Origin of the sequence: Nonomuraea sp. NPDC005501 (assembly GCF_040605905.1) — a bacterium.
Classification (GTDB): domain Bacteria; phylum Actinomycetota; class Actinomycetes; order Streptosporangiales; family Streptosporangiaceae; genus Nonomuraea.
The window spans coordinates 29,693-49,770 of record NZ_JBEXDT010000060.1 but is presented as its reverse complement, the minus strand read 5'-3'; the positions used below and the strand labels follow the sequence as shown (position 1 = coordinate 49,770).

20 protein-coding genes are annotated in these 20,078 nt (G+C 72.0%); 16 read left to right on the top strand and 4 right to left on the bottom strand.

Features of this window, described 5'->3' with window-relative positions:
• Positions 1–25 precede the first annotated feature (25 nt).
• Positions 26–373, bottom strand: coding sequence for an SCP2 sterol-binding domain-containing protein (locus tag ABZS51_RS26530; RefSeq protein ID WP_355446149.1), 348 nt, complete (start codon positions 371–373; stop codon positions 26–28).
• Positions 374–518: 145 nt separating this feature from the next.
• On the opposite strand from ABZS51_RS26530, the gene ABZS51_RS26525 reads away from it, so the two are divergent.
• The 13 genes from ABZS51_RS26525 to ABZS51_RS26465 all read left to right on the top strand — a co-directional run bounded on the left by ABZS51_RS26525 (position 519) and on the right by ABZS51_RS26465 (position 13,408).
• A complete protein-coding gene (locus tag ABZS51_RS26525) occupies positions 519–677 on the top strand; it encodes a hypothetical protein (RefSeq protein ID WP_355446146.1) in 159 nt (52 codons plus the stop codon).
• Positions 674–1,486: a TlyA family RNA methyltransferase gene (locus tag ABZS51_RS26520; RefSeq protein WP_355446143.1), complete on the top strand. Its 813-nt coding sequence runs from the start codon at positions 674–676 to the stop codon at positions 1,484–1,486. Before ABZS51_RS26525 ends, ABZS51_RS26520 begins: the two co-directional genes overlap by 4 nt.
• Complete coding sequence (locus tag ABZS51_RS26515; protein ID WP_310708896.1) at positions 1,483–2,382, top strand: NAD kinase; 900 nt, start codon at positions 1,483–1,485, stop codon at positions 2,380–2,382. The genes ABZS51_RS26520 and ABZS51_RS26515 overlap by 4 nt, the downstream gene beginning before the upstream one ends.
• Positions 2,383–2,412: 30 nt before the next feature.
• Positions 2,413–4,164, top strand: coding sequence for a DNA repair protein RecN (gene recN, locus ABZS51_RS26510; RefSeq protein ID WP_355446140.1), 1,752 nt, complete (start codon positions 2,413–2,415; stop codon positions 4,162–4,164).
• 73 nt (positions 4,165–4,237) lie between these two features.
• Positions 4,238–5,434, top strand: coding sequence for a putative cytokinetic ring protein SteA (gene steA, locus ABZS51_RS26505; RefSeq protein ID WP_310709214.1), 1,197 nt, complete (start codon positions 4,238–4,240; stop codon positions 5,432–5,434).
• A complete protein-coding gene (locus ABZS51_RS26500; RefSeq protein WP_310708898.1) occupies positions 5,431–6,405 on the top strand; it encodes a copper transporter in 975 nt (324 codons plus the stop codon). Before steA ends, ABZS51_RS26500 begins: the two co-directional genes overlap by 4 nt.
• Positions 6,406–6,423: 18 nt before the next feature.
• Entirely contained in the window at positions 6,424–7,275 is an 852-nt protein-coding gene (locus ABZS51_RS26495) for a hypothetical protein (protein ID WP_355446137.1), read from the top strand.
• A gap of 136 nt (positions 7,276–7,411) precedes the next feature.
• Complete coding sequence (locus tag ABZS51_RS26490) at positions 7,412–9,055, top strand: lipid II flippase MurJ (RefSeq protein WP_355446134.1); 1,644 nt, start codon at positions 7,412–7,414, stop codon at positions 9,053–9,055.
• Positions 9,056–9,121: 66 nt separating this feature from the next.
• Positions 9,122–10,372 carry a glycosyltransferase family 4 protein gene (locus ABZS51_RS26485; protein WP_355446178.1) on the top strand — a complete coding sequence of 417 codons (1,251 nt, stop codon included), beginning with the start codon at positions 9,122–9,124 and terminating at the stop codon, positions 10,370–10,372.
• A 181-nt stretch (positions 10,373–10,553) separates the two neighbouring features.
• A complete protein-coding gene (locus ABZS51_RS26480; protein WP_310709216.1) occupies positions 10,554–11,540 on the top strand; it encodes a TerC family protein in 987 nt (328 codons plus the stop codon).
• Between the two features lie 105 nt (positions 11,541–11,645).
• Positions 11,646–12,287, top strand: a complete 642-nt coding sequence (locus ABZS51_RS26475) for a phosphatidylserine decarboxylase (protein ID WP_310708902.1) — start codon at positions 11,646–11,648, stop codon at positions 12,285–12,287.
• A complete protein-coding gene (pssA, locus tag ABZS51_RS26470; protein ID WP_310708903.1) occupies positions 12,274–13,092 on the top strand; it encodes a CDP-diacylglycerol--serine O-phosphatidyltransferase in 819 nt (272 codons plus the stop codon). The genes ABZS51_RS26475 and pssA overlap by 14 nt, the downstream gene beginning before the upstream one ends.
• Before the next feature lie 43 nt (positions 13,093–13,135).
• Complete coding sequence (locus ABZS51_RS26465; RefSeq protein WP_355446130.1) at positions 13,136–13,408, top strand: hypothetical protein; 273 nt, start codon at positions 13,136–13,138, stop codon at positions 13,406–13,408.
• Between the two features lie 31 nt (positions 13,409–13,439).
• Here the strand turns inward: ABZS51_RS26465 and ABZS51_RS26460 are convergent, their stop codons facing one another.
• The gene (locus ABZS51_RS26460; protein ID WP_355446127.1) at positions 13,440–14,108 is read right to left on the bottom strand and encodes an MBL fold metallo-hydrolase; all 669 of its coding nucleotides are present in this window, start codon (positions 14,106–14,108) and stop codon (positions 13,440–13,442) included.
• Positions 14,105–14,920, bottom strand: a complete 816-nt coding sequence (locus ABZS51_RS26455; protein ID WP_355446124.1) for a maleylpyruvate isomerase family mycothiol-dependent enzyme — start codon at positions 14,918–14,920, stop codon at positions 14,105–14,107. Before ABZS51_RS26455 ends, ABZS51_RS26460 begins: the two co-directional genes overlap by 4 nt.
• 215 nt (positions 14,921–15,135) lie before the next feature.
• Here ABZS51_RS26455 and uvrA point away from each other — a divergent pair, with 215 nt between their 5' ends.
• Positions 15,136–17,976: an excinuclease ABC subunit UvrA gene (gene uvrA / locus ABZS51_RS26450; protein ID WP_355446121.1), complete on the top strand. Its 2,841-nt coding sequence runs from the start codon at positions 15,136–15,138 to the stop codon at positions 17,974–17,976.
• Between the two features lie 42 nt (positions 17,977–18,018).
• Here the strand turns inward: uvrA and ABZS51_RS26445 are convergent, their stop codons facing one another.
• Positions 18,019–18,804, bottom strand: a complete 786-nt coding sequence (locus ABZS51_RS26445; protein WP_355446118.1) for a DUF2306 domain-containing protein — start codon at positions 18,802–18,804, stop codon at positions 18,019–18,021.
• 154 nt (positions 18,805–18,958) lie between these two features.
• Between ABZS51_RS26445 and ABZS51_RS26440 the strand changes: the two genes are divergently transcribed.
• Both ABZS51_RS26440 and ABZS51_RS26435 read left to right on the top strand, forming a co-directional pair.
• On the top strand, positions 18,959–19,414 hold the full coding sequence (locus tag ABZS51_RS26440; protein ID WP_355446115.1) for a Rieske (2Fe-2S) protein: 456 nt from the start codon (positions 18,959–18,961) through the stop codon (positions 19,412–19,414).
• A gap of 130 nt (positions 19,415–19,544) precedes the next feature.
• Positions 19,545–20,033 carry a Rieske (2Fe-2S) protein gene (locus ABZS51_RS26435; protein WP_355446112.1) on the top strand — a complete coding sequence of 163 codons (489 nt, stop codon included), beginning with the start codon at positions 19,545–19,547 and terminating at the stop codon, positions 20,031–20,033.
• Positions 20,034–20,078: the final 45 nt, after the last annotated feature.

Below are 20,078 nucleotides of genomic sequence, written 5' to 3'. Positions count from 1 at the left end.
GAAGCCGCTCAGGAAGCGGCAGGAGTCAGAGCAGGCGGCGCAGGCGGAGCAGGTCGCCGAAGCTGGCGTCGACCTTCACCCGCCCGCCCAGCAGCGCCCGCGCCATGTCGAGCTCCCCGTCCACCAGCGCCACCAGGTCGTCGCTGCCGATCGTCAGCCGCACGTCCGCCGGTCTGCCGTCCGCCGGCGGCTCCTCCGCGAAGGGGTCGAGCCCGTCGTGGTGCAGACGGCCGTAGAACATGAGACCGAGATCGGAGACGCGGCAGCTCACCGTGCGTTCCACCACGTGGCGTGCGCGGTCCTCCGCGTCGATCTCGTCGAACTGCGCGACGAGCTTGGCCAGTGCGGCCCGGCACTCCTCGACGCTTGCCATGGTGTCCACCCTTTCGCTCATCTTTACGGACGCCTGACCTTCACCGACGTAGCGTTCCACATCGCTGGGGTGGCGTATGCCCCGTCAACGTGTGACACACCCGCCAAGGTGCCTGCGCGCTCGCGAGAGGCGTTACCTTCGTGTCATGAGTGCGCTGCCGGAGGAGACCGGAGACGAACGGGTCGACGCGGTCGTCACGGGGCTCGGCCGCCTGGCCGGCCTGCCGGTGAGCGAGCACGTGGCGGTGTTCGACGAGGCGTTCGCCGGGCTGGAGGCCACGCTCACGGCCGTGGACGACCAGTGAGCCGCAGGATACGCCTGGACAGCGAGATGGTGCGCCGCGGCCTGGCCAGGTCGCGGGAGCAGGCCGTCCAGCTCATCGAGGCGGGCCGCGTCACGGTCTCCGGGCAGCGGGCGGGCAAGCCGGCCACGCAGGTCGACACCGCCTCGCCGATCGTCGTCGCCGAGTCGGCCGACGGGCCCGACTACGTCTCGCGCGGCGCGCACAAGCTGCTCGGCGCGCTGAAGGCGTTCGGCGCACTGACCGTCGAGGGGCGGCGCTGCCTCGACGCCGGCGCGTCCACCGGCGGCTTCACCGACGTGCTGCTGCGCCACGGCGCCGCCCGCGTGCTCGCCGTCGACGTCGGCTACGGCCAGCTCGCCTGGTCGCTGCGCACCGACGAGCGGGTCACGGTGATGGAGCGCGTCAACGTGCGCGACCTCACGCCTGACATGGTCGGCGAGCCGCCGACGCTGGTGGTGGGCGACCTGTCGTTCATCTCGCTGCGGCTGGTGCTCCCGGCGCTGGCGGAGGTGGCCGCCCAGGCGGCCGACCTGGTGATGCTGGTCAAGCCGCAGTTCGAGGTGGGCAAGGAGCTCGTCGGGGCGGGCGGCGTGGTGCGCGACCCGGAGCTGCGGGCGCGCGCCGTGCGCGACGTGGCGGGCCGCGCGCTGGAGCTCGGCCTGTCGGTACGCGGGGTGACGGCCAGTCCGTTGCCGGGCCCCTCGGGCAACGTGGAGTACCTCCTCTGGATGGGCAAGGGGGAGGGCGAGCCTCCGGTGGAGGACCTGGAGGCCGCGATCGAGCGCGCCGTCGAGGAAGGGCCGCGATGAACCGTACCGTGCTGGTCACCGTGCACACGGGGCGGGAGGCCGCCGTCGACACCGCACGCCTCGTCATCAAGCGCCTGGTCGGCGCCGGGCTGACGGTCCGGGTGCTCGACACGGAGGCCGACGAGATCCGCTGCTCCGGGGCGGAGGTGGTGCCCGGCGAGCCGGGCGCCGCCAAGGACGCCGAGGTCATGATCGTGCTGGGCGGCGACGGCTCGCTGCTGCGCTCGGCCGAGCTGGCCCGGCCCACCGGCACGCCGCTGCTGGGCGTCAACCTCGGCCACGTCGGGTTCCTGGCGGAGGCGGAGGTGGCCGACCTCGCCGCGGCGGTCGACAGCGTCGTGGCGGGCCGCTACGACGTCGAGGAGCGCATGACGATCGACGTCCTCGCCCGCCAGAACGGCCAGACCATCGCCGACACGTGGGCTCTGAACGAGGTGTCGGTCGAGAAGCGCGACCGCATGCTGGAGGTCGTGGCCGAGATCGACGGCCGCCCCCTGTCGCGCTGGGGCTGCGACGGCGTCATCTGCGCCACCCCGACCGGCTCGACCGCCTACGCCTTCTCCGCGGGCGGTCCCGTGGTGTGGCCGGAGGTGGAGGCCCTGCTCATGGTGCCGATCAGCGCCCACGCGCTGTTCGCCCGGCCCCTCGTGGTCTCGCCCCGCTCCACGCTCGCGGTCGAGACCCTGCCCGACACGCCGGGGGGCGTGCTGTGGTGCGACGGGCGGCGCCGCTTCGACCTGCCCTCCGGGACCCGCGTGGAGGTACGCAAGGGCGCCCGCCCGGTGCGCCTGGCGCGGCTGCACGGCGTCGAGAGCAGCGGCGCGCCCTTCACCGACAGGCTGGTCGCCAAGTTCGAACTACCCGTCCAGGGCTGGCGCGGAAGGGTGCGTCCCTGAGTGAATGGACTGTGAGGCGCGTAGGATCACATGCGCACAGGTGTTCGGGGTCAGGAGCGACGGGAGTGGGCAGTGCGACCTAGGGTCGAGGAGGTCCGCATCCAGGGACTCGGCGTCATCGATGAGGCCGTGCTCGAGCTTTCGCCGGGGTTCAACGTGGTCACCGGCGAGACCGGGGCCGGCAAGACGATGGTCGTCACCGGGCTCGGGCTGCTGTTCGGCGGCCGGGCCGACCCGTCGCGCATCCGGCCGGGCGCAGACCGGGCCAGCGTCGAGGGCACGCTCGTCATCGAGGCGGGCGGCCGGGTCGGCCAGCAGGTGGAGGACATCGGCGGCACCGTCGACGACGGCGAGCTCATCATCTCCCGCACCGTCTCGGCCGAGGGCCGCTCGCGTGCCTGGCTGGGCGGGCGCGGCGTGCCCGTCGGCACCCTGACGTACCTGGCCGACGACCTCGTCGCCGTGCACGGCCAGATGGACCAGCAGCGCCTCCTGCAGCCCGCCCGCCAGCGCGCCGCGCTCGACCGCTATGCCGGAAACGACCTGGTCAAGCCGCTGCGGGCCTACACCCAGGCGTACAAACGGCACAAGCAGGTCGCGGCGCTGCTCGACGAGCTGACCACCCGCGCCCGCGAGCGGGCGCAGGAGGCCGACCTGCTGAGGTTCGGCCTGGAGGAGATCGAGAAGGTCGACCCGAAGCCCGGTGAGGACGTGGAGCTGCGCGGCGAGGAGGAGCGGCTGTCGCACGCCGACGCGCTGCGCGGCGCCGCCACCAGCGCTCACACGGCGCTGCTCGGCGACCCGATGGAGGCCGTCGACGGCGCGCACGACGTGATCTCCCTGCTCGGCGAGGCGCGCGCGGCCATCGAGGCCGTCCGTGACTTCGACACCGAGCTGGCCGGGATGGCCGACCGGCTGGCCGAGGCCGGCTACCTCGTCTCCGACGTGGCCACCGACCTGGCCTCCTACGCCGAGTCGATCGAGGCCGACCCCGGCCGGCTGGCGGTCGTACAGGAGCGCAGGTCGCTGCTGTCGGGGTTGATCCGCAAGTACGGCGTGGACGTCGCGAGTGTCCTGGAGTGGGCGCGGAGCTCGGCCGCCCGGCTCACGGAGCTGGAGGGCGACGACGAGCGCATCGAGGAGCTCGCGCGCGAGCACGAGGAGCTCACGGCCCGGCTGACCGAGCTGGCCGCCGAGCTGACGCGCGTGCGGGAGGCGGCGGCCGAGCGCTTCGGCCAGGCCGTCACCGAGGAGCTGACCGCGCTCGCGATGCCGCACGCCCGGGTGGTGGTCCAGCTCTCGCGGGCCGCCGATTTCGGGCCGGAGGGCGTCGACGAGGTCGAGCTGCGCATGGCCGCCCATCCCGCCGCGCCGCCGCTGCCGCTGACCAAGGGCGCCTCCGGCGGCGAGCTGAGTCGCGTCATGCTGGCCATCGAGGTGGTGTTCGCGGGCGCCGACCCGGTGCCGACGTTCGTGTTCGACGAGGTCGACGCGGGCGTGGGCGGCAAGGCCGCGGTCGAGATCGGCCGGCGGCTGGCCAGGCTGGCGCGCACCGCGCAGGTGATAGTCGTCACTCACCTGCCGCAGGTGGCGGCCTTCGCCGACCAGCATCTGGTGGTCGAGAAGGCCGGCGACGGCAGGGTCGTGCGCAGCGGCGTCGTCACGCTCGACCACGAAGGGCGGGTGCGGGAGCTCTCGCGCATGCTGGCCGGGCTGGAGGACTCCGAGCTGGGCCGGGCGCACGCCGAGGAACTGCTGGGACTGGCCGCCGCGGAGCGATGACTGTCTGTGACAAACTGGACACGCGCCGCGATGATGGGCCGTTGAGCTGTTTCGCTCTGGCAGGATGTTCATGATGAAGGTTCCGGGAAGCAGGATGCCGGGCCTCCGCGGCAGGAAGGTCGACGACCTTCCCGGTGTCACGGCAGTGGCGAGAATCGATCGACGGACGAAGAGGCTCACCAAGCGCCTCCAGCCCGGTGAGATCGCGATCATCGATCACGTCGACGTCGACCGGGTCAGCGCGGAGGCGCTCGTGGCATGCGGTGTGGCGGGCGTGGTGAACACCGCGGCCGGTATCAGCGGCCGCTATCCGAACCTGGGACCCCAGATTTTGCTGGAAGCGGGAGTGCCCTTCGTCGACAACGCCACCCCGGAGCTGTTCGAGCGGGTCAAGGACGGCGACGTCGTACGACTGCACGAGGGCGTCGTCCACCTCGACGACATGGTGGTCGGCAAGGGCGACGAGCAGACGGCCGAGGCCGTCGAGGCCGCCATGGCCGAGGCCCGCGCCGGGCTCGCGGTGCAGATCGAGGCGTTCGCCGTCAACACGATGGAGTACGTCCGCGGCGAGGGCAAGCTGCTCATCGACGGCGTGGGGGTGCCGGAGATCCGGACCACGATGGAGGGCCGGCACGTCCTCATCGTGGTCCGCGGCTACCACTACAAGGACGACATCGCCACCCTTCGCCCCTACATCCGCGAGTACCGCCCCATCCTCATCGGCGTGGACGGCGGGGCCGACGCGCTGCTGGAGGCCGGCTACCTGCCCGACGTGATCGTCGGCGACTTCGACTCGGTCTCCACCAAGGCGCTGAGCTGCGGCGCCGAGCTCGTCGTGCACGCCTACCGCGACGGCCGGGCCCCCGGCCTCGAACGCGTCCACCAGCTCGGCCGCGAGGCCGTCATCTTCCCCGCCACCGGCACCAGCGAGGACATCGCGATGCTGCTGGCCGACGACAAGGGCGCCGAGCTCATCGTCGCCGTCGGCACCCACGGCACCCTGGAGGAGTTCCTCGACAAGGGGCGCTCCGGCATGGCCAGCACCTTCCTCACCCGCCTGCGCATCGGCAGCAAGCTCATCGACGCCAAGGGCGTGAGCAGGCTCTACCGCAGCCGCATCTCCACCCCGCAGCTGCTCCTGCTCGTGATCACCGCGCTGATCACGATGGGGGTCGCCCTCGTCATCTCACCGATCGGCCAGACCTGGCTGAACGGTCTCCAAGACGCCTGGAACGCGTTCATCTTCTGGCTGGTCGGACTTTTCTCGTGATCGATTTTCGCTACCACCTCGTCTCCATCGTCGCGATCTTCCTTGCGCTGGCCGTGGGCATCGTCATGGGCACCACCCTGCTCCAGACGCCCGCGATCGAGACCGCCAAGAGAACCAGCGACCTGATGGCCAAGACCAACAACGACCTGAGGTCCGAGCTCGACGTCCGGCGCGGCCGGGAGGCGGCCGACGACGCGTTCGTCACCGCGTTCACCCCGCAGCTCGTCGCCGGCGCGCTGAACGGCGAGCGTGTCCTGCTCGTGGAGGCGCCCGGCGCCAGCAGCACCTACCGCGAGGCGCAGCAGCAGGTGCTTCTCCAGGCGGGAGCCGCCATCACCGGCCGCGTCACGCTGACCGACAAGTTCCTCGACGCCAAGAATCAGGGCGTGATCGACGGGCTCGTCACCCAGCTCAAGCCGCGCGACATGGCCCTGGCTCCGTCCGCCGGCGCCTACGACAAGGCCGCGGCTCTGCTGGCGGCCACGCTCGTGACCACCGACCAGGCCCAGGCAGGCACCGCCAACCCCGCCACCGCGGCCGTGCTCGGCGGGTTCGAGGCGGGCGGCCTGCTGAGCATCGACGACGAGCCGGCCAAGCGGTCCACGCTGGTCGTCATGTTCGCGCCGGAGCGGGCCTTCGAGGGGGACAAGGCCGAGCCGCAGGCCGCCGCACTGCTGTCCCTCGCGCGCGGGCTCGACGCCGCCGGCAAGGGCACCGTCATCGCCGGCAGCGTCACCGCCGCCTCGGCCGGCGGCCTCATCACCGCCGCCCGCGACGACAGCGACCTGCTCAAGCGCGTCTCCACCGTCGACAACGTCGACATGCCCGCGGGCCGCACCGCGATCGTCTACGCTCTGCGGGAGCAACTCGACGGACGGGCCGGCCAGTACGGCATCGGCGCCAACGTGACCGCGCCCATGCCCGCCGTGCCCAACGCCACCCCGACCGCGACCCCCTCTTCCGGGGGCTGACCCCCTCTGGGAGCTGACATGGCCCGTGGCCTGCTCCACGCGCTGGCCGGCGCCGCCCTGGGCGCCGTCGCCGCCCGCGCCGCCTACACCCTCCTGACCCGGGCCAGGCCCCAGGACCCGGATGACCGCTGGACCCGTAAGAACCACCGCGGCGAGCCGATCACCCTGCTGGAAGGCCCCGCCTTCGTCGCCGGCGCGGGAGCCGCCGCCGCGCTCGTCCCGGGCCTGCCGCCGCGCGTACGGCTCGCGGCGCTGCTCGCCGGCGGCGGCAGCGGGGCGCTGGGCGCCTACGACGACCTGTACGGCACCACCTCCTCCAAGGGCTTCAAGGGACACCTGAGCGCGCTCGCGCGCGGCGAGGTCACCAGCGGAGCCGTCAAGATCCTCGGCATCGGCGCGACCGGGCTCGGCGCCGCCGCGCTCGTCTCCGGCGGCCCCGCCGACACGCTGGTCAACGGCGCGGCCATCGCCGGCGCCGCCAACCTCGCCAACCTGTTCGACCTGCGGCCGGGCCGCGCCGTCAAGGTCGGCCTGCTCACCGGCGGGCCGCTGCTGGCCGCCGCCCTGCTCCGCGACCGGCCGGTGAGCGCCGCGCTGGCCGCCGTGCCCCTGGGCGCGGCCGCCGCGCTGCTGCCCGACGACCTGGGGGAGCGGGCCATGCTCGGTGACGCGGGCGCCAACGCGCTGGGCGCGCTCATCGGCCTGGCGGCGGTCACCACGCTGGGACGGCCCGGCAGGCTCGCGGTGCTCGGCACGGTCGCGGCGCTGACGGCCGCCTCGGAGAAGGTCAGCTTCACCAAGGTGATCGCCGGCAACCGGGTGCTCAACCGCCTCGACATGCTGGGCCGCCGCCCCGTCGACCCGGTGTGACCGACGCGCACCCGGCGGCCGGGGTCCCAGGTGACGGGGCTGTCGGTGCCGCCTGCCAGGATGTCAGCGTGATCGGGGCACTGGTGGCGCACGCGGCCCGGCGGCCGGCCGGCCGGCCCGCCGCGGGGAGGACGTCGTGACGGCCCGGCTGGCGCGCGGCGTCGCCGGGGGCGCCATGCTCATCGGCGCCATCACGATCCTCGCCCGCGTGGCCGGCTTCGCCAAGCAGTACGCCTTCGCCAGGACCGTCGGCACCAACTGCCTGAGCACCGCCTACTTCACCGCCAACCAGATCCCCAACATCATCTTCGAGGTCGTGGTGGGCGGGGCGTTGGCCGGGATGGTCGTCCCGGTCCTCGCCGGGGCGGCCGCCACCGGCCAGGACGGCGGCGCCGGGCGGGCACGGGTGGAGGCGATCAGCTCCGCCCTGCTGAGCTGGGTGCTGGTGGTGCTCGTCCCCCTCGGCGCGCTCACCGCGCTGCTCGCCGGGCCGATCGTCGGGCTGTTCCTCGGCGGCGAGGTGAAAGGCTGCGACGTCTCCGACATCGCGGGCGTCCAGGCCGTCGCCACGCGCATGCTCGTCGTCTTCGCCCCCCAGATCCCCCTGTACGGGGTCGCGGTCGTCCTCTACGGCGTCCTGCAGGCGCACAAGCGGTTCGCCGGGCCCGCGCTCGCCCCGCTGGTGTCCAGCATCGTGGTCATCGTCGGCTACCTGCTGTTCGTCCCGCTCAGCGGCGACTGGGCGAGCCGGGACGGCCTGACCGCCCTGCCCCGCCCGGCCGAGCTGGCCCTGTCCGTGGGCACCAGCCTCGGCGTGCTCGCGCTCGTCCTCACCGTGGTGGGACCCGTCGCCGGGCTCGGGCTGCGATGGCGGCCCGCGCTCCGCTTCCCGCCCGGCGTGGCCGTCCAGGTGCGGCGGCTGGCCATGGCCGGCGTGGCCGCGCTCCTCGCCCAGCAGGCCGCCATGGTCGTGGTCGTGCTGCTGTCCAACAAGGCCGTGGGCGGCGGGGCGCTCGCGGTCTACAACTACGCCTGGGCCATCTACCTGGTCCCGTACGCCGTCCTGGCCGTGCCCATCGCCACCAGCGCCTTCCCCAGACTGTCGGCGCAGGCCGAGGCGGGGGAGACGGCGGCGTTCTCCGCCCTGGCGGCCGGGGCGAGCCGGGCGGTCGTGGTCGTGTCCGGGCTGGCCGCCGGCGCGCTCGCCGCCACCTCGGAGCCGGGCGCGGCGGTGTTCCTCTGGACCAAGAGCGATGTGCCGCCGGACGACCTGGCGCGGACGATCGCGCTGTTCGCGCCCGGCCTGCTCGGCTACGGGCTCATGGCGCACCTGAGCCGCGTCCTGTACGCGGCGGGGCACGGCAGGGCCGCCGCCACCGGCACGGTGACCGGATGGGTCGTGACGATGGTGGCGCAGGCGGTGTTCGCTCTCACCTTCCCCGAGGGGTGGCGGATCGCCGGGATGGCGCTCGGCATGAGCGTGGGCATGACCGTGGGCGGAGCGCTGCTGATGGTGTCCGTCGTACGCGCGCGGGGACGTGAAGCGGCGGCCGGCCTGGGACGTGCCGCGCTTGCCGCCGTCGCGGGCGGCGTGGCCGGTTACCTCGCGGGGGCCGGCGTCGTGGCGGCGCTCGATCCGCAGGGCTTCTGGGGGCAGATCGGCGCGCTGCCGGCGGCCGCGGTCGCGGCGCTGGCCGCGGGCGGGCTCGTGGTGGCGCTGGTGGACCGCGACGACGCCAGGGCCCTCGCGGGCACGCTCGTCCGCGGCAGACGGTCCTGAGCTGTTCACAGGTGTTGTCCGGTGGCGGGCGAGGAAGGGAACGAGCAGGTGCGGGTGGCATTCGTCATGGGGACCACGTCCGGGGGCACCGGCCGGCATGTGCGCATGCTGGCCGGAGGGCTGGCGCGGCGCGGGCACCGGGTGCTGGTGGCGGGGCCCGCGAGCGTCGAGGAGCAGTTCGCGTTCACGGAGGCGGGCGCCCGGTTCGTGCCGGTCCGCGTCTCCGACCGGCCGCACCCGCTCGACGACGCCCGCTCGGTGCTGGCCATCCGGCGGCTCACGAGGGACGCCGACGTGGTCCACGCCCACGGGCTGCGCGCCGGCGCCCTCGCCGCCCTCGCCCTGCCGGGCCGTGGTGCCCTGCTGACCCGTCGGCCGTCGCGGGGGGCGGGCGGCCCTTCGTCGGGTGGTGCGCTGGTCGTGACGCTGCACAACGCGCTCACCGCCGGGGGGCTCGTCGGGGTCGTCTACGGGGTGCTCGAACGCGTCGTGGCCCGGCGCGCCGACCACGTGCTGGTCGTCTCCCCGGACCTGGGGGAGCGGATGGTCGCGCTGGGGGCCGGTGACGTGCGGGCCGCCGTGGTGCCCGGCCGGGCGCTCAGGCCCGCGAAGAAGACACCCGAGGAGGTCCGGTCCGAGCTGGGGGCCGGGCGGCGGCCGATCGTGCTGACTCTCGCGCGGCTGGCCCAGCAGAAGGGCCTGGAGACCCTGCTCGACGTCGCCCGCGGCCCCTGGCAGGGCGCGAAGCCGGGGGGCCACGCCACGGAGGGCCGGGGTTCGGAGGGCCGGGGTCCGGATTCTGTCGAGCAGGGCGCGGGGACCGGGGCGGCGCAGGAGGCGGGGCCGGGGTCGCTGGAGTCCGAGGCCGGCGAGGATGCGCGGCCGTTGTTCGTGGTGGCGGGGGAGGGGCCGTTGAGAGGGGCGCTGCAGGCCAGGATCGACGCCGAGCGGCTGCCCGTGACGCTGCTGGGCAACCGTGACGACGTGCCCGACCTGCTGGCCGCCGCCACTGTCGTCGTCTGGCCGAGCCGCTGGGAGGGCCTGCCGCTGAGCCTCAGCGAGGCGCTCATGGCCGGTCGCCCCGTCGTCGCGACCGCCGTCGGCGGCATCCCCGGCCTGCTCGCCGGCGCGGGGCGGCTGGTGCCGTACGGCGACGCCGGCGCCATGCGCGCGGCCGTACGCGAGCTCGTGGCGGACCCCGCGGCGGCGGCCCGCATGGCGGCGGCCTCCGCCCGGCGCGGCGCCGAGCTGCCCGGCGACGAGGACGCGGTGGACAGTGTGCTGTCCGTGTACGGAGACCGCCAAGGCAGGGGATGATTAGGCGCACCTAAAGCGTTCTCGTATACTGCGTTCGTTAGGGAGGGGAGTATCCCTTCGCGGCAGCCTCGTCATCACGGTGCAGCCCCGCTCCACGGGGCCCCCGGGGCTGCCGGTTCGCCGATCATGGCGGGCGGGAGAGACCTCCGGCAGTCAGTTCATGCATGCCGGAGGAAGTGACGTGACCGCACCCGCTTGGGCCTATTTCGCCGTCATCGGCGGTCTACTGGTGGTTCTGGCAGTGGACCTGTGGATCGTCGACCGTGGTGAGGCGCGTGAGTTCTCCATGCGCCAGGCCGGTTTCTGGGTCACGTTCTACGTCGCCCTGGCCGTCGCCTTCGGCGTCCTGCTGTGGGCCACGACGGGCCCCGACAAGGCGGGCGAGTTCTTCGCCGGCTACATCACCGAATACAGCCTCAGCGTCGACAACCTGTTCATCTTCTTCATCATCATGAGCAGGTTCGCCGTGCCCAGGGCCTACCAGCACAAGGTGCTGCTCGTCGGCATCGTGCTGGCGCTGGTGATGCGCGGCATCTTCATCGCGCTGGGCGCCGCCGCGCTGGAGCGGTTCAGCTGGTTGTTCTACGTGTTCGGCGCGTTCCTCGTGTACACCGCGGTCAACCTCGTCCGCCAGCACCTGAAGGGCGACGAGGAGGAGTTCAACGAGAACATCCTGCTCCGCTGGGTGCGCAAGGCGTTCCCGACCACCGAGGGGTACGTCGGCTCGAAGATCACCGCCAAGATCGACGGCCGCCGCATGGTCACCCCGATGCTCATCGTGATGATCGCGATCGGCTCCACCGACCTGCTGTTCGCGCTCGACTCGATTCCGGCGATTTTCGGGCTCACCACCGACCCGTTCATCGTCTTCACCGCCAACGCGTTCGCCCTGATGGGACTGCGTCAGCTCTACTTCCTGCTGGGTGGCCTGCTGCAGCGGCTTGTTTACATCAGCTACGGTTTGGCGTTCATCCTTGGGTTCATCGGGGTTAAGCTGATATCGGAGGCCTTGCACGCCAGTGGGGCCTCCTGGGCGCCCGAGATCCCCATCTGGCTCTCACTCACGGTCATCGGCGGCACCATGGTCATCACGACCGTGGCCAGCCTGATCAAGGCCCGCGTCGACACGCGCCGGAGCGAGGAAAGCAGTCCTACCAGGGCTAGCTAAATGGCTTTCGAGGCGCTTTGCTTGTGTAGTCGCGCCGTGTAATAGTTGCTGACTCTGTAACATCACGGCAAAGCGCCCACTCCAGTCATTCACCAAAGGTTGTCCGTGTCAGACGATTCTGCTAAGACGAGCCGGTTCCGGCTCGCACGCGGGGTGTCCCCGTGGCTCCTCCCGACTGCGGCCACCGCGGCCGCGACCGCGCTGCTGGCGCGCCGGGACCGGCGATGGGCGCTCGCGGCGGTGCCGTTGAGCGCGCTGACCGGGGGCATGCTCTGGTTCTTCCGCGACCCCGACCGCATCCCCGGGTTCGGCCGGATCCTGTCGCCCGCCGACGGTGTCGTGCAGAGCATCGACCCGTGGCCTGACGGCCGCACCCGGGTGGCCATCTTCATGAGCCCGCTGAACGTGCACGTCAACCGGGCGCCTCTTGCGGGAAATGTCACCTCCGTGCAGCATGTGGCGGGTGGGTTCCTGCCGGCATTCAACAAGGACAGCGACCAGAACGAACGCGTGGTGTGGCATTTCGAAACCGCGCTCGGCGACATCGAGATGGTGCAGATCGCGGGCGCGGTGGCGCGCAGGATCGTGCCGTACCTGACCGCGGGCGCCAAGGTCGAGCAGACCGATCGCATCGGTCTCATCAGGTTCGGCTCCCGGGTGGACATCTACCTTCCGGAAGGCATCTCGCCCGCCGTCTCGGTGGGCCAGAAGACGGTTGCGGGGGTGACCAGAATTGACCACGGCTGACGCAGGCAGCTGGCAGGCCGAGGAGGAGGAGCCTCAGGGCCCCGTCGGCAAGGCGTTCCGTCTCTCGGCGGCCGACTCGCTGTCTCTCGGCAACGCGCTCTGCGGGTTCCTCGCGGTCTGCGTTCTCGCCTCCTCCGCGATCCGCTCGCTGCAGGAGGGCGACGGGTTCCGGCCCGCGCCGAGCTACTTCGCGACCGCGGTGGTGCTGCTCCTCATCGGCGCCACCTGTGACCTGTTCGACGGCCTGGTCGCTCGGCGCTTCCGCGCCTCGGCGATGGGCGCCGAGCTGGACAACCTGGCCGACGTGATCAGCTTCGGGTTCGCGCCCGCGTTCATGATCGTGATCTGGGGCGGCTTCACCGACAGGGTTCCGTTCCCCGCCGTGCTGGCGGCCGCCGCGGCGGTGCTCATCGCGGGCGTCGTACGGCTGGCGAGGTTCGCCTGCGTGAAGACCAAGAGCGGCGACTTCATGGGCCTGCCCATCCCCATGGGCGCCATGACCGTGATCTCGATCGTGCTGCTGTTCGAGCCGAACATCCTGGCCCTGCTGGCCGTGCTCGGCGTGGCCTGGCTGATGGTCAGCCGTATCGAGTACCCGAAGCCGAAGGGCCAGCTCGCCGCTGTCGTCCTGGGCTGGATCATGGTCAACGTGGCCTTCCTCACCTTCTGGGTGGCCTGGCCGGAAGGCGGCGACCTGCCCATCAAGATCGGCGCCTCGATGCAGATCGCGCTCGTCGCGGCGATCCCGCTGAGGGTGCTGTTCTACAAGCGGGAGCAGCGGAAGGAAGCCGAGCGCGTCAGCTGACGGCGGTCGGCCGCCGTCCCGGCCCCGGATGGATGGAGCCGCCATGTCGGCCACACCCCGCGAGCACACCCGGACGTACTTCCTGGGCAAGCTGGCACAGGAGCTGGAGGCGCGCGGCCTGACCGCCACGCTGCGCGCCTACCCGCCGGCGCTGCGGATCAGCGATCCCGACACCGCGATGCTGGCCGAGACCGTCGACTGCGTGCCGCTGTCGGACGGATGGTTCTACCGCTGGTCGTGGGGCGAGATCGTCGGGCTGGCCGACGACCCGGAGCTGGCGGCGAACCGCATCGCCCAGGTGCTCTCCGGCCGCTGAACGGACGCCGGAGCACCCGCCTGCCCGCGGTTCACCAGCCGCGGGCCTTCCACTCCGGCAGTGAGGGCCGCTCGGCCCCCAGCGTCGTGTCCTTGCCGTGGCCCGGGTAGACCCACGTCTCGTCCGGCAGCCGATCGAAGATCCGCTCGACCACGTCGGCGTAGAGCTGCGCGAAGCGCTCGGGGTCCTTCCACGTGTTGCCCACGCCGCCGGGGAACAGCGAGTCGCCCGTGAACAGGTGCTTCTCCGAGTGCTTCTCCGTGCCCCCGCCGTCGTACAGCAGCGCGATCGAGCCCGGCGTGTGGCCGCGCAGGTGGATCACCTCCACCGTCACGACGCCGACCGTGATCCGGTCGCCGTGCTCGACCTCGCGGTCCACCGGCACCGGCAGGGCCGGCGCGTCCAGCGGATGCGCGATCACCTGGGCGCCCGTCACCTTGACCATCTGCTCGAGGGCCTGCCAGTGGTCGCCGTGCTGGTGCGTCGTCACGATGGAGCTCAGCGGCTGGTCGGACACCAGCGCGAGCAGCCGGTCCGCCTCCGCCGCCGCGTCGATGAGGAGCCCGTCGCCGGTCTCGGCGCAGCGCAGCAGGTAGGCGTTGTTGTCGTACGGTCCGACGGCGAGCTTGCTGATCGTCAGCTTGGGCAGCTCGCGCACATCGGCCGGACCGCCGACCTGGACGTCGCCTGTGTACGTCATGGGTAGTCCTCCGGGGGCGTCGCGGGCAGGTCAGCCGGGGCGGGCATCGTCAGCCACGGCGGTGCCGCGGGAACCTGCGGGTCCGCCGTGCCGGGCGCGGACGACCGCCCCTCCGGCAACACCACCCTAACCCCCTCGCCCGTTGATCTGCCTGTCAGCCAGGCCAGCATGTCCGCCGGCCGGCCCTCCACGACAGGGCCCTCGCCGAGGTCGCGCCAGACGGCCGGGAGGTCCCGCGCCCCGCCGTCCGGCACGTCCAGCAGACGGATCTCGCCGACCGTGCTGCTGTCGTGCGGCCATGTCCGCAGGCAGTCGCGCAGCTCCCGCCGGACGAACCGCTCGCTCCAGTCCGCGGGGCCGTACCCCGCCCCGAGGTCCATGTGGTGCATGCCCAGCTCGCGGATCCGCCGGACCAGCACGTACCAGGCCGGGTGCGGCGGCGGGCGCATCCCCTCCACCGGGGCCCGCCACGCCTCCTCCGGCAGGTTCTCGATCACGGCGTCCATGCGGGCCGCGCTCTCCTGGAGGTCGGCCAGGTGCTCGGCGGCCGTCCGGTCGGCGCCGGCCTCGATCCCGGCGTCCCGGGCGGCGGCGCTGCCGTACTGCGGGACGCGCACGCCCGTCCTGGCCCAGGTCAGCAGGTTGACGAGCCCGTCGGCGTTCCTGGCCAGATGGGCGAGGACGTGGCCGCGCGTCCACCCGGGCAGACGGGACGGCGCGGCCACGTCAGGGTCGCCGAGCGCCGCCACGGTGTCCAGGAGCGCGGAGGTCGCCGAGGCCAGCTCACTCCGTAAGGTCACAACTACCGTCATGCCACATATTTCAGCAGCTGCTGAGGGGGGCCGGGCGGCAGGCATAAAAGGGCAGGTCATGACGTTGACATCGGAAGGCCACCTGCTGAGGTGGGAGCAGGCCGTAATCTGAGAGGGACGGATTTTCGGGGGCGGCAAACGGGCCGCCCGAAATTGTCGGTGCCCCCGTCTACCATCCCCGTGGACCTATCCGCCTTCTTGACATCGGGATCGCCGTGGCAGACCGCCTCATCGTGCGTGGTGCGCGCGAACACAACCTCAAGGACGTCTCGCTTGACCTGCCGCGAGACGCTCTGATCGTTTTCACCGGCCTGTCCGGTTCGGGCAAGTCGAGCCTGGCCTTCGACACGATCTTCGCCGAGGGCCAGCGACGCTACGTCGAGTCGCTCTCGGCCTACGCCCGCCAGTTCCTCGGCCAGATGGACAAGCCCGACGTCGACTTCATCGAGGGCCTGTCGCCCGCGGTGTCGATCGACCAGAAGGCCACCAGCAAGAACCCCCGCTCCACGGTCGGCACGATCACGGAGGTCTACGACTACCTGCGGCTGCTGTGGGCGCGCATCGGCAAGCCGCACTGCCCGGTCTGCTCCCGCCCGATCGCGCGGCAGATGCCGCAGCAGATCGTCGACCGGGTGATGGACCTGGAGGAGGGCACCCGCTTCCAGGTGCTCGCCCCGGTCATCCGCGGCCGCAAGGGCGAGTACACCGAGCTGTTCCGCGAGCTGCAGACCAAGGGCTTCGCCCGGGCGCGGGTCGACGGCACCGTCGTGCGCCTGGAGGAGCCGCCCACGCTGAAGAAGTACGAGAAGCACGACATCGAGGTGATCGTCGACCGCCTGTCGGTCAAGGAGTCGTCGCGGCGGCGGCTCACCGACTCGGTCGAGACCGCGCTGCAGCTGTCCGGCGGCACGATCACCCTCGACTTCGTCGACCTGCCCGACGACGACCTCGGCCGCGAGCGGTTCTACTCCGAGCACCTCTACTGCCCGTACGACGACCTGTCGTTCGAGGAGCTGGAGCCCCGCTCGTTCTCGTTCAACTCCCCGTTCGGCGCCTGCCCCGAGTGCACCGGCCTCGGCACCAAGATGGAGGTCGACCCGGAGCTGGTCGTCCCCGACCCCGAGCGCACGCTGCGCGAGGGCGCCCTGCACCCCTGGTCGGGCGGCCACACCAGCGAGTACTTCGTCCGGCTGGTCGAGGCGCTCGGCCACACCATGGGCTTCACGCTCGACACCGCCTGGGAGAAGCTGCCGAAGAAGGCCCAGAAGGCGCTGTTGTTCGGCCACGACGAGCAGGTCCATGTCCGCTACAGCAACCGCTACGGCCGCCAGCGCTCCTACTACACCGCCTACGAGGGCGTCATCCCGTGGGTGCAGCGCCGGCACGCCGAGGCCGAGAGCGACGCGACCCGCGAGCGGTTCGAGGGCTACATGCGGGAGATCCCCTGCCCCGCCTGCAAGGGAGCCAGGCTCAAGCCGGTCTCGATGGCCGTGACCGTCTCCGGTCAGTCGATCGCCGCGGTGTCGGCCATGTCGATCGGCGAGTGCGCGGCCTTCCTGTCCGAGCTCAAGCTGTCCGACCGTGACATGCAGATCGCCGAGCGGGTCGTCAAGGAGATCAACGCCCGCCTGGGCTTCCTGCTCGACGTCGGCCTCGACTACCTCACCATGGACCGCGCCGCCGCCACCCTGGCGGGCGGCGAGGCGCAGCGCATCCGGCTGGCCACGCAGATCGGCTCCGGTCTCGTGGGCGTCCTGTACGTCCTGGACGAGCCCTCGATCGGCCTGCACCAGCGCGACAACATGCGCCTGCTCGACACGCTGGTCCGGCTGCGGGACATGGGCAACACCCTGATCGTCGTCGAGCACGACGAGGACACCATCGCCGCCGCCGACTGGGTGGTCGACATCGGGCCGGGCGCCGGCGAGCACGGCGGTCAGGTCGTCGTCTCCGGCACCGTCCAGGACCTGCTGACCAGCGAGGAGTCGCTGACCGGCCAGTACCTGTCCGGCCGCCGCAGCATCGCCATCCCGGACCAGCGCCGCAAGCGCGACCGCAAGCGGCAGATCACGGTCAAGGGCGCCCGCGAGCACAACCTCAAGGGCGTCGACATCGACTTCCCGCTGGGCCTGTTCACCGCCGTCACCGGCGTGTCCGGGTCGGGCAAGTCGACGCTGGTCAACGACATCCTGTACGCCGCCCTGGCCAAGGAGCTGCACGGCGCCCGCACGGTGCCCGGCCGCCACTCCCGGATCAACGGCATGGACCACGTCGACAAGGTCGTCCACGTCGACCAGTCGCCGATCGGCCGCACCCCGCGCTCCAACCCCGCCACCTACACCGGCGTGTTCGACCACGTACGCAAGCTGTTCGCGGCCACCACCGAGGCGAAGGTCCGCGGCTACCAGCCCGGCCGCTTCAGCTTCAACGTCAAGGGCGGCCGGTGCGAGGCGTGCGCGGGCGACGGCACCATCAAGATCGAGATGAACTTCCTGCCGGACGTCTACGTCCCCTGCGAGGTCTGCCACGGCGCCCGCTACAACCGGGAGACGCTGGAGGTCCACTACAAGGGCAAGACCATCTCCGAGGTCCTGGACATGCCGATCGAGGAGGCGCTCGCCTTCTTCGACGCGATCCCGGCGATCAAGCGGCACCTGCAGACGCTGCACGACGTCGGCCTCGGCTACGTTCGGCTCGGCCAGCCCGCCACCACGCTGTCCGGCGGTGAGGCGCAGCGGGTCAAGCTCGCCTCGGAGCTCCAGCGGCGGCAGACCGGGCGGACGATCTACGTCCTCGACGAGCCGACCACGGGCCTGCACTTCGAGGACATCCGCAGGCTGCTCGGCGTCCTCGGCCGGCTGGTCGACGGCGGCAACACCGTGATCGTCATCGAGCACAACCTCGACGTCATCAAGACCGCCGACTGGATCATCGACATGGGGCCGGAGGGCGGCTCCCGGGGCGGCACGCTGGTCGCCACGGGCACGCCCGAGGAGATCGCCGTGGTCGAGGAGAGTCACACGGGCCGCTTCCTCCGCAAGATCCTCCAGCTCTAGCCCGCGGAGGGCGATCCCGGCCGGTCAGGCGGTACCGGCCGGTCAGGCCGCGGAGGACGGGCGCGCGGCGGCGCGGCGGCGGGCGCGGCGCCTGGCGTCGCCGCGCTCCAGCCACCACTCGGCCACCAGCAGCGGCAGCACCCAGCCGAGCCATCCCCCCAGGCCCGCCGCCGTCTGAGTCAGCAACGCCTGGTCGCCGTGGAAGGTGGTCTCCAGCTCCGGCTGCAGGAGCATGACCAGCACCACGCCGTAGATGCGGTTCGTGATGATCGACATGGTGAGGGCGAAGCTGCGCACCATCCACCTGCGGTGCTCCACGAACCGGCGCCGCCGGGCCATCCGCCATCCGGCGATCGTGCAGCCCAGCCACAGCAGCGCGAGCAGCACGTTGCTGACCCGGATCACGTGCCCGAACGGCGTGGCCAGGCCCGCCACCAGGCCCATCAGCCCCGCCGGCAGGCAGCCGCCGAACACGTACACCCTGCCGACCAGCCGGTGCGCCCGCGGATGGCGCTCCCTGAACCACGGCCAGATCTGCAGGCAGCACGTCAGCATCGCCACCGAGCCGAACACCACGTGCAGCGACAGCACCACGTAGTGGGGCGGGAAGAACGCCGGCGCGGGCACCCGCGACAGCGACGGGTCGAACGAGACGTACGGCGGCAGTGAGAACGCCACGAACGCCAGCGCGACCACGGCCAGCGGCGCCACCCACGGCCGCCGCCACCAGCGAGGACGCGCGCCGGCGCGCGGCGGCGGGGACCCGGCGGAGGGGACGTGGCCCGGCGGCGGGGAAGAGGGCTCGGGCGAGTCGCTGAGAACGGTCATGGCGGTAGGTTCGCCGGTGCCGCTGACCGATCGCGCACCACCCGCTGACGGGACCGACGCCCACCGCCCCTACAGTGATGAACGCGCAGGAGCACGGTCTTCAGGGGACCTGACCTGCGGGGGGTCGGCGGCGACGCGGAAGGGTCGGCAGCACATGTGGGGTTCGGAGCGGGGCTTCGCCATGCCCGCGATCGAGGAGTCGCGCGGGGATGCGGTGGGACGTCGTCAGGCGATCGGCGTGGCGGGGGCGGCCGTGTGCGGGCTGGCGCTCGCCGGCTGCGGCGCCGGCGGCGAGGAGACGGCCCCGGCGCAGAGCATCAAGGGGCAGGTCCTCGCCAGGACGGCCGACGTGCCGGTCGGCGGCGGCACCTTCGTGGAGCAGTGGAAGATCATGATCACGCAGCCCGCCGAGGGCGTCTTCAAGGCGTTCAGCGCGATCTGCCCGCATCGCGGCTGCTCCGTCGGCTCGCCGCAGGACTCCGTCATGACGTGTCCCTGCCACGGCAGCGAGTTCGCCGCCGACACCGGCAAGTGCCTCAAGGGGCCCGCCACCGCGCCCCTCGCGGCGTACCAGGTCAAGGTCGAGGGCGACGGCATCGTCGTCGTCTGAGAGTTCACCCCTGCGGATGCGTCCGAACCGGTAATTGTGCGTGGTTCTCCCGATCGGCGTACGTGACGCTGAACCGGCCGGCGGGTGACGCCGTACCTGGGGATGAGACCCGAACCTGGAGGAACGCACCATGACCGATACGACGCGCCGGGCGGTTGTACTGGGAGCCGGCGGCGCCGGGCTGGCCGCGGTTCTGACCGCCTGCGCCAGCTACGGCGACCCCGCCACCCAGGGCAGCCTGCCTCCCGCCGAGGAGGAACCCCAGGCCGAGGAGTCTTCTTCGTCCGCGGAGCCGACGAAGAAGAAGGAGAAGGAGAAGACGACGGGCGGCGGCAAGGCGCTCGCTGACACCGCCGACATCCCTTCGGGGGGCGGGAAGGTCTTCGAGAGCCAGAAGATCGTCGTCACCCAGCCGCAGGACGGCGAGTTCAGGGCCTTCACGGCGGTCTGCACCCATGCCGGGTGCACGGTGGCCAGCGTCTCGAACGGCACGATCAACTGCCCCTGCCACGGCAGCAAGTTCAAGATCGAGGACGGCTCCGTGGCGGACGGCCCCGCGGGCCGGCCGCTCGCCGAGAAGAAGATCAAGGTGGACGGCGATAAGATCATGCTCGCTTGATTCAACTTTCATGCTTTTCTCACCTGAGTGCGGTTGGGTGGGACC

Coding starts and splice junctions, on each gene's coding strand:
- ABZS51_RS26530 (WP_355446149.1), bottom strand. CDS start 373: ATGGCAAGCGTCGAGGAGTGCCGGGCCGCACTGGCCAAGCTCGTCGCG.
- ABZS51_RS26525 (WP_355446146.1), top strand. CDS start 519: ATGAGTGCGCTGCCGGAGGAGACCGGAGACGAACGGGTCGACGCGGTC.
- ABZS51_RS26515 (WP_310708896.1), top strand. CDS start 1,483: ATGAACCGTACCGTGCTGGTCACCGTGCACACGGGGCGGGAGGCCGCC.
- recN (WP_355446140.1), top strand. CDS start 2,413: ATGCGCACAGGTGTTCGGGGTCAGGAGCGACGGGAGTGGGCAGTGCGA.
- steA (WP_310709214.1), top strand. CDS start 4,238: ATGAAGGTTCCGGGAAGCAGGATGCCGGGCCTCCGCGGCAGGAAGGTC.
- ABZS51_RS26495 (WP_355446137.1), top strand. CDS start 6,424: ATGGCCCGTGGCCTGCTCCACGCGCTGGCCGGCGCCGCCCTGGGCGCC.
- ABZS51_RS26485 (WP_355446178.1), top strand. CDS start 9,122: ATGGGGACCACGTCCGGGGGCACCGGCCGGCATGTGCGCATGCTGGCC.
- ABZS51_RS26465 (WP_355446130.1), top strand. CDS start 13,136: ATGTCGGCCACACCCCGCGAGCACACCCGGACGTACTTCCTGGGCAAG.
- ABZS51_RS26460 (WP_355446127.1), bottom strand. CDS start 14,108: ATGACGTACACAGGCGACGTCCAGGTCGGCGGTCCGGCCGATGTGCGC.
- ABZS51_RS26455 (WP_355446124.1), bottom strand. CDS start 14,920: ATGACGGTAGTTGTGACCTTACGGAGTGAGCTGGCCTCGGCGACCTCC.
- ABZS51_RS26445 (WP_355446118.1), bottom strand. CDS start 18,804: ATGACCGTTCTCAGCGACTCGCCCGAGCCCTCTTCCCCGCCGCCGGGC.
- ABZS51_RS26440 (WP_355446115.1), top strand. CDS start 18,959: ATGTGGGGTTCGGAGCGGGGCTTCGCCATGCCCGCGATCGAGGAGTCG.
- ABZS51_RS26435 (WP_355446112.1), top strand. CDS start 19,545: ATGACCGATACGACGCGCCGGGCGGTTGTACTGGGAGCCGGCGGCGCC.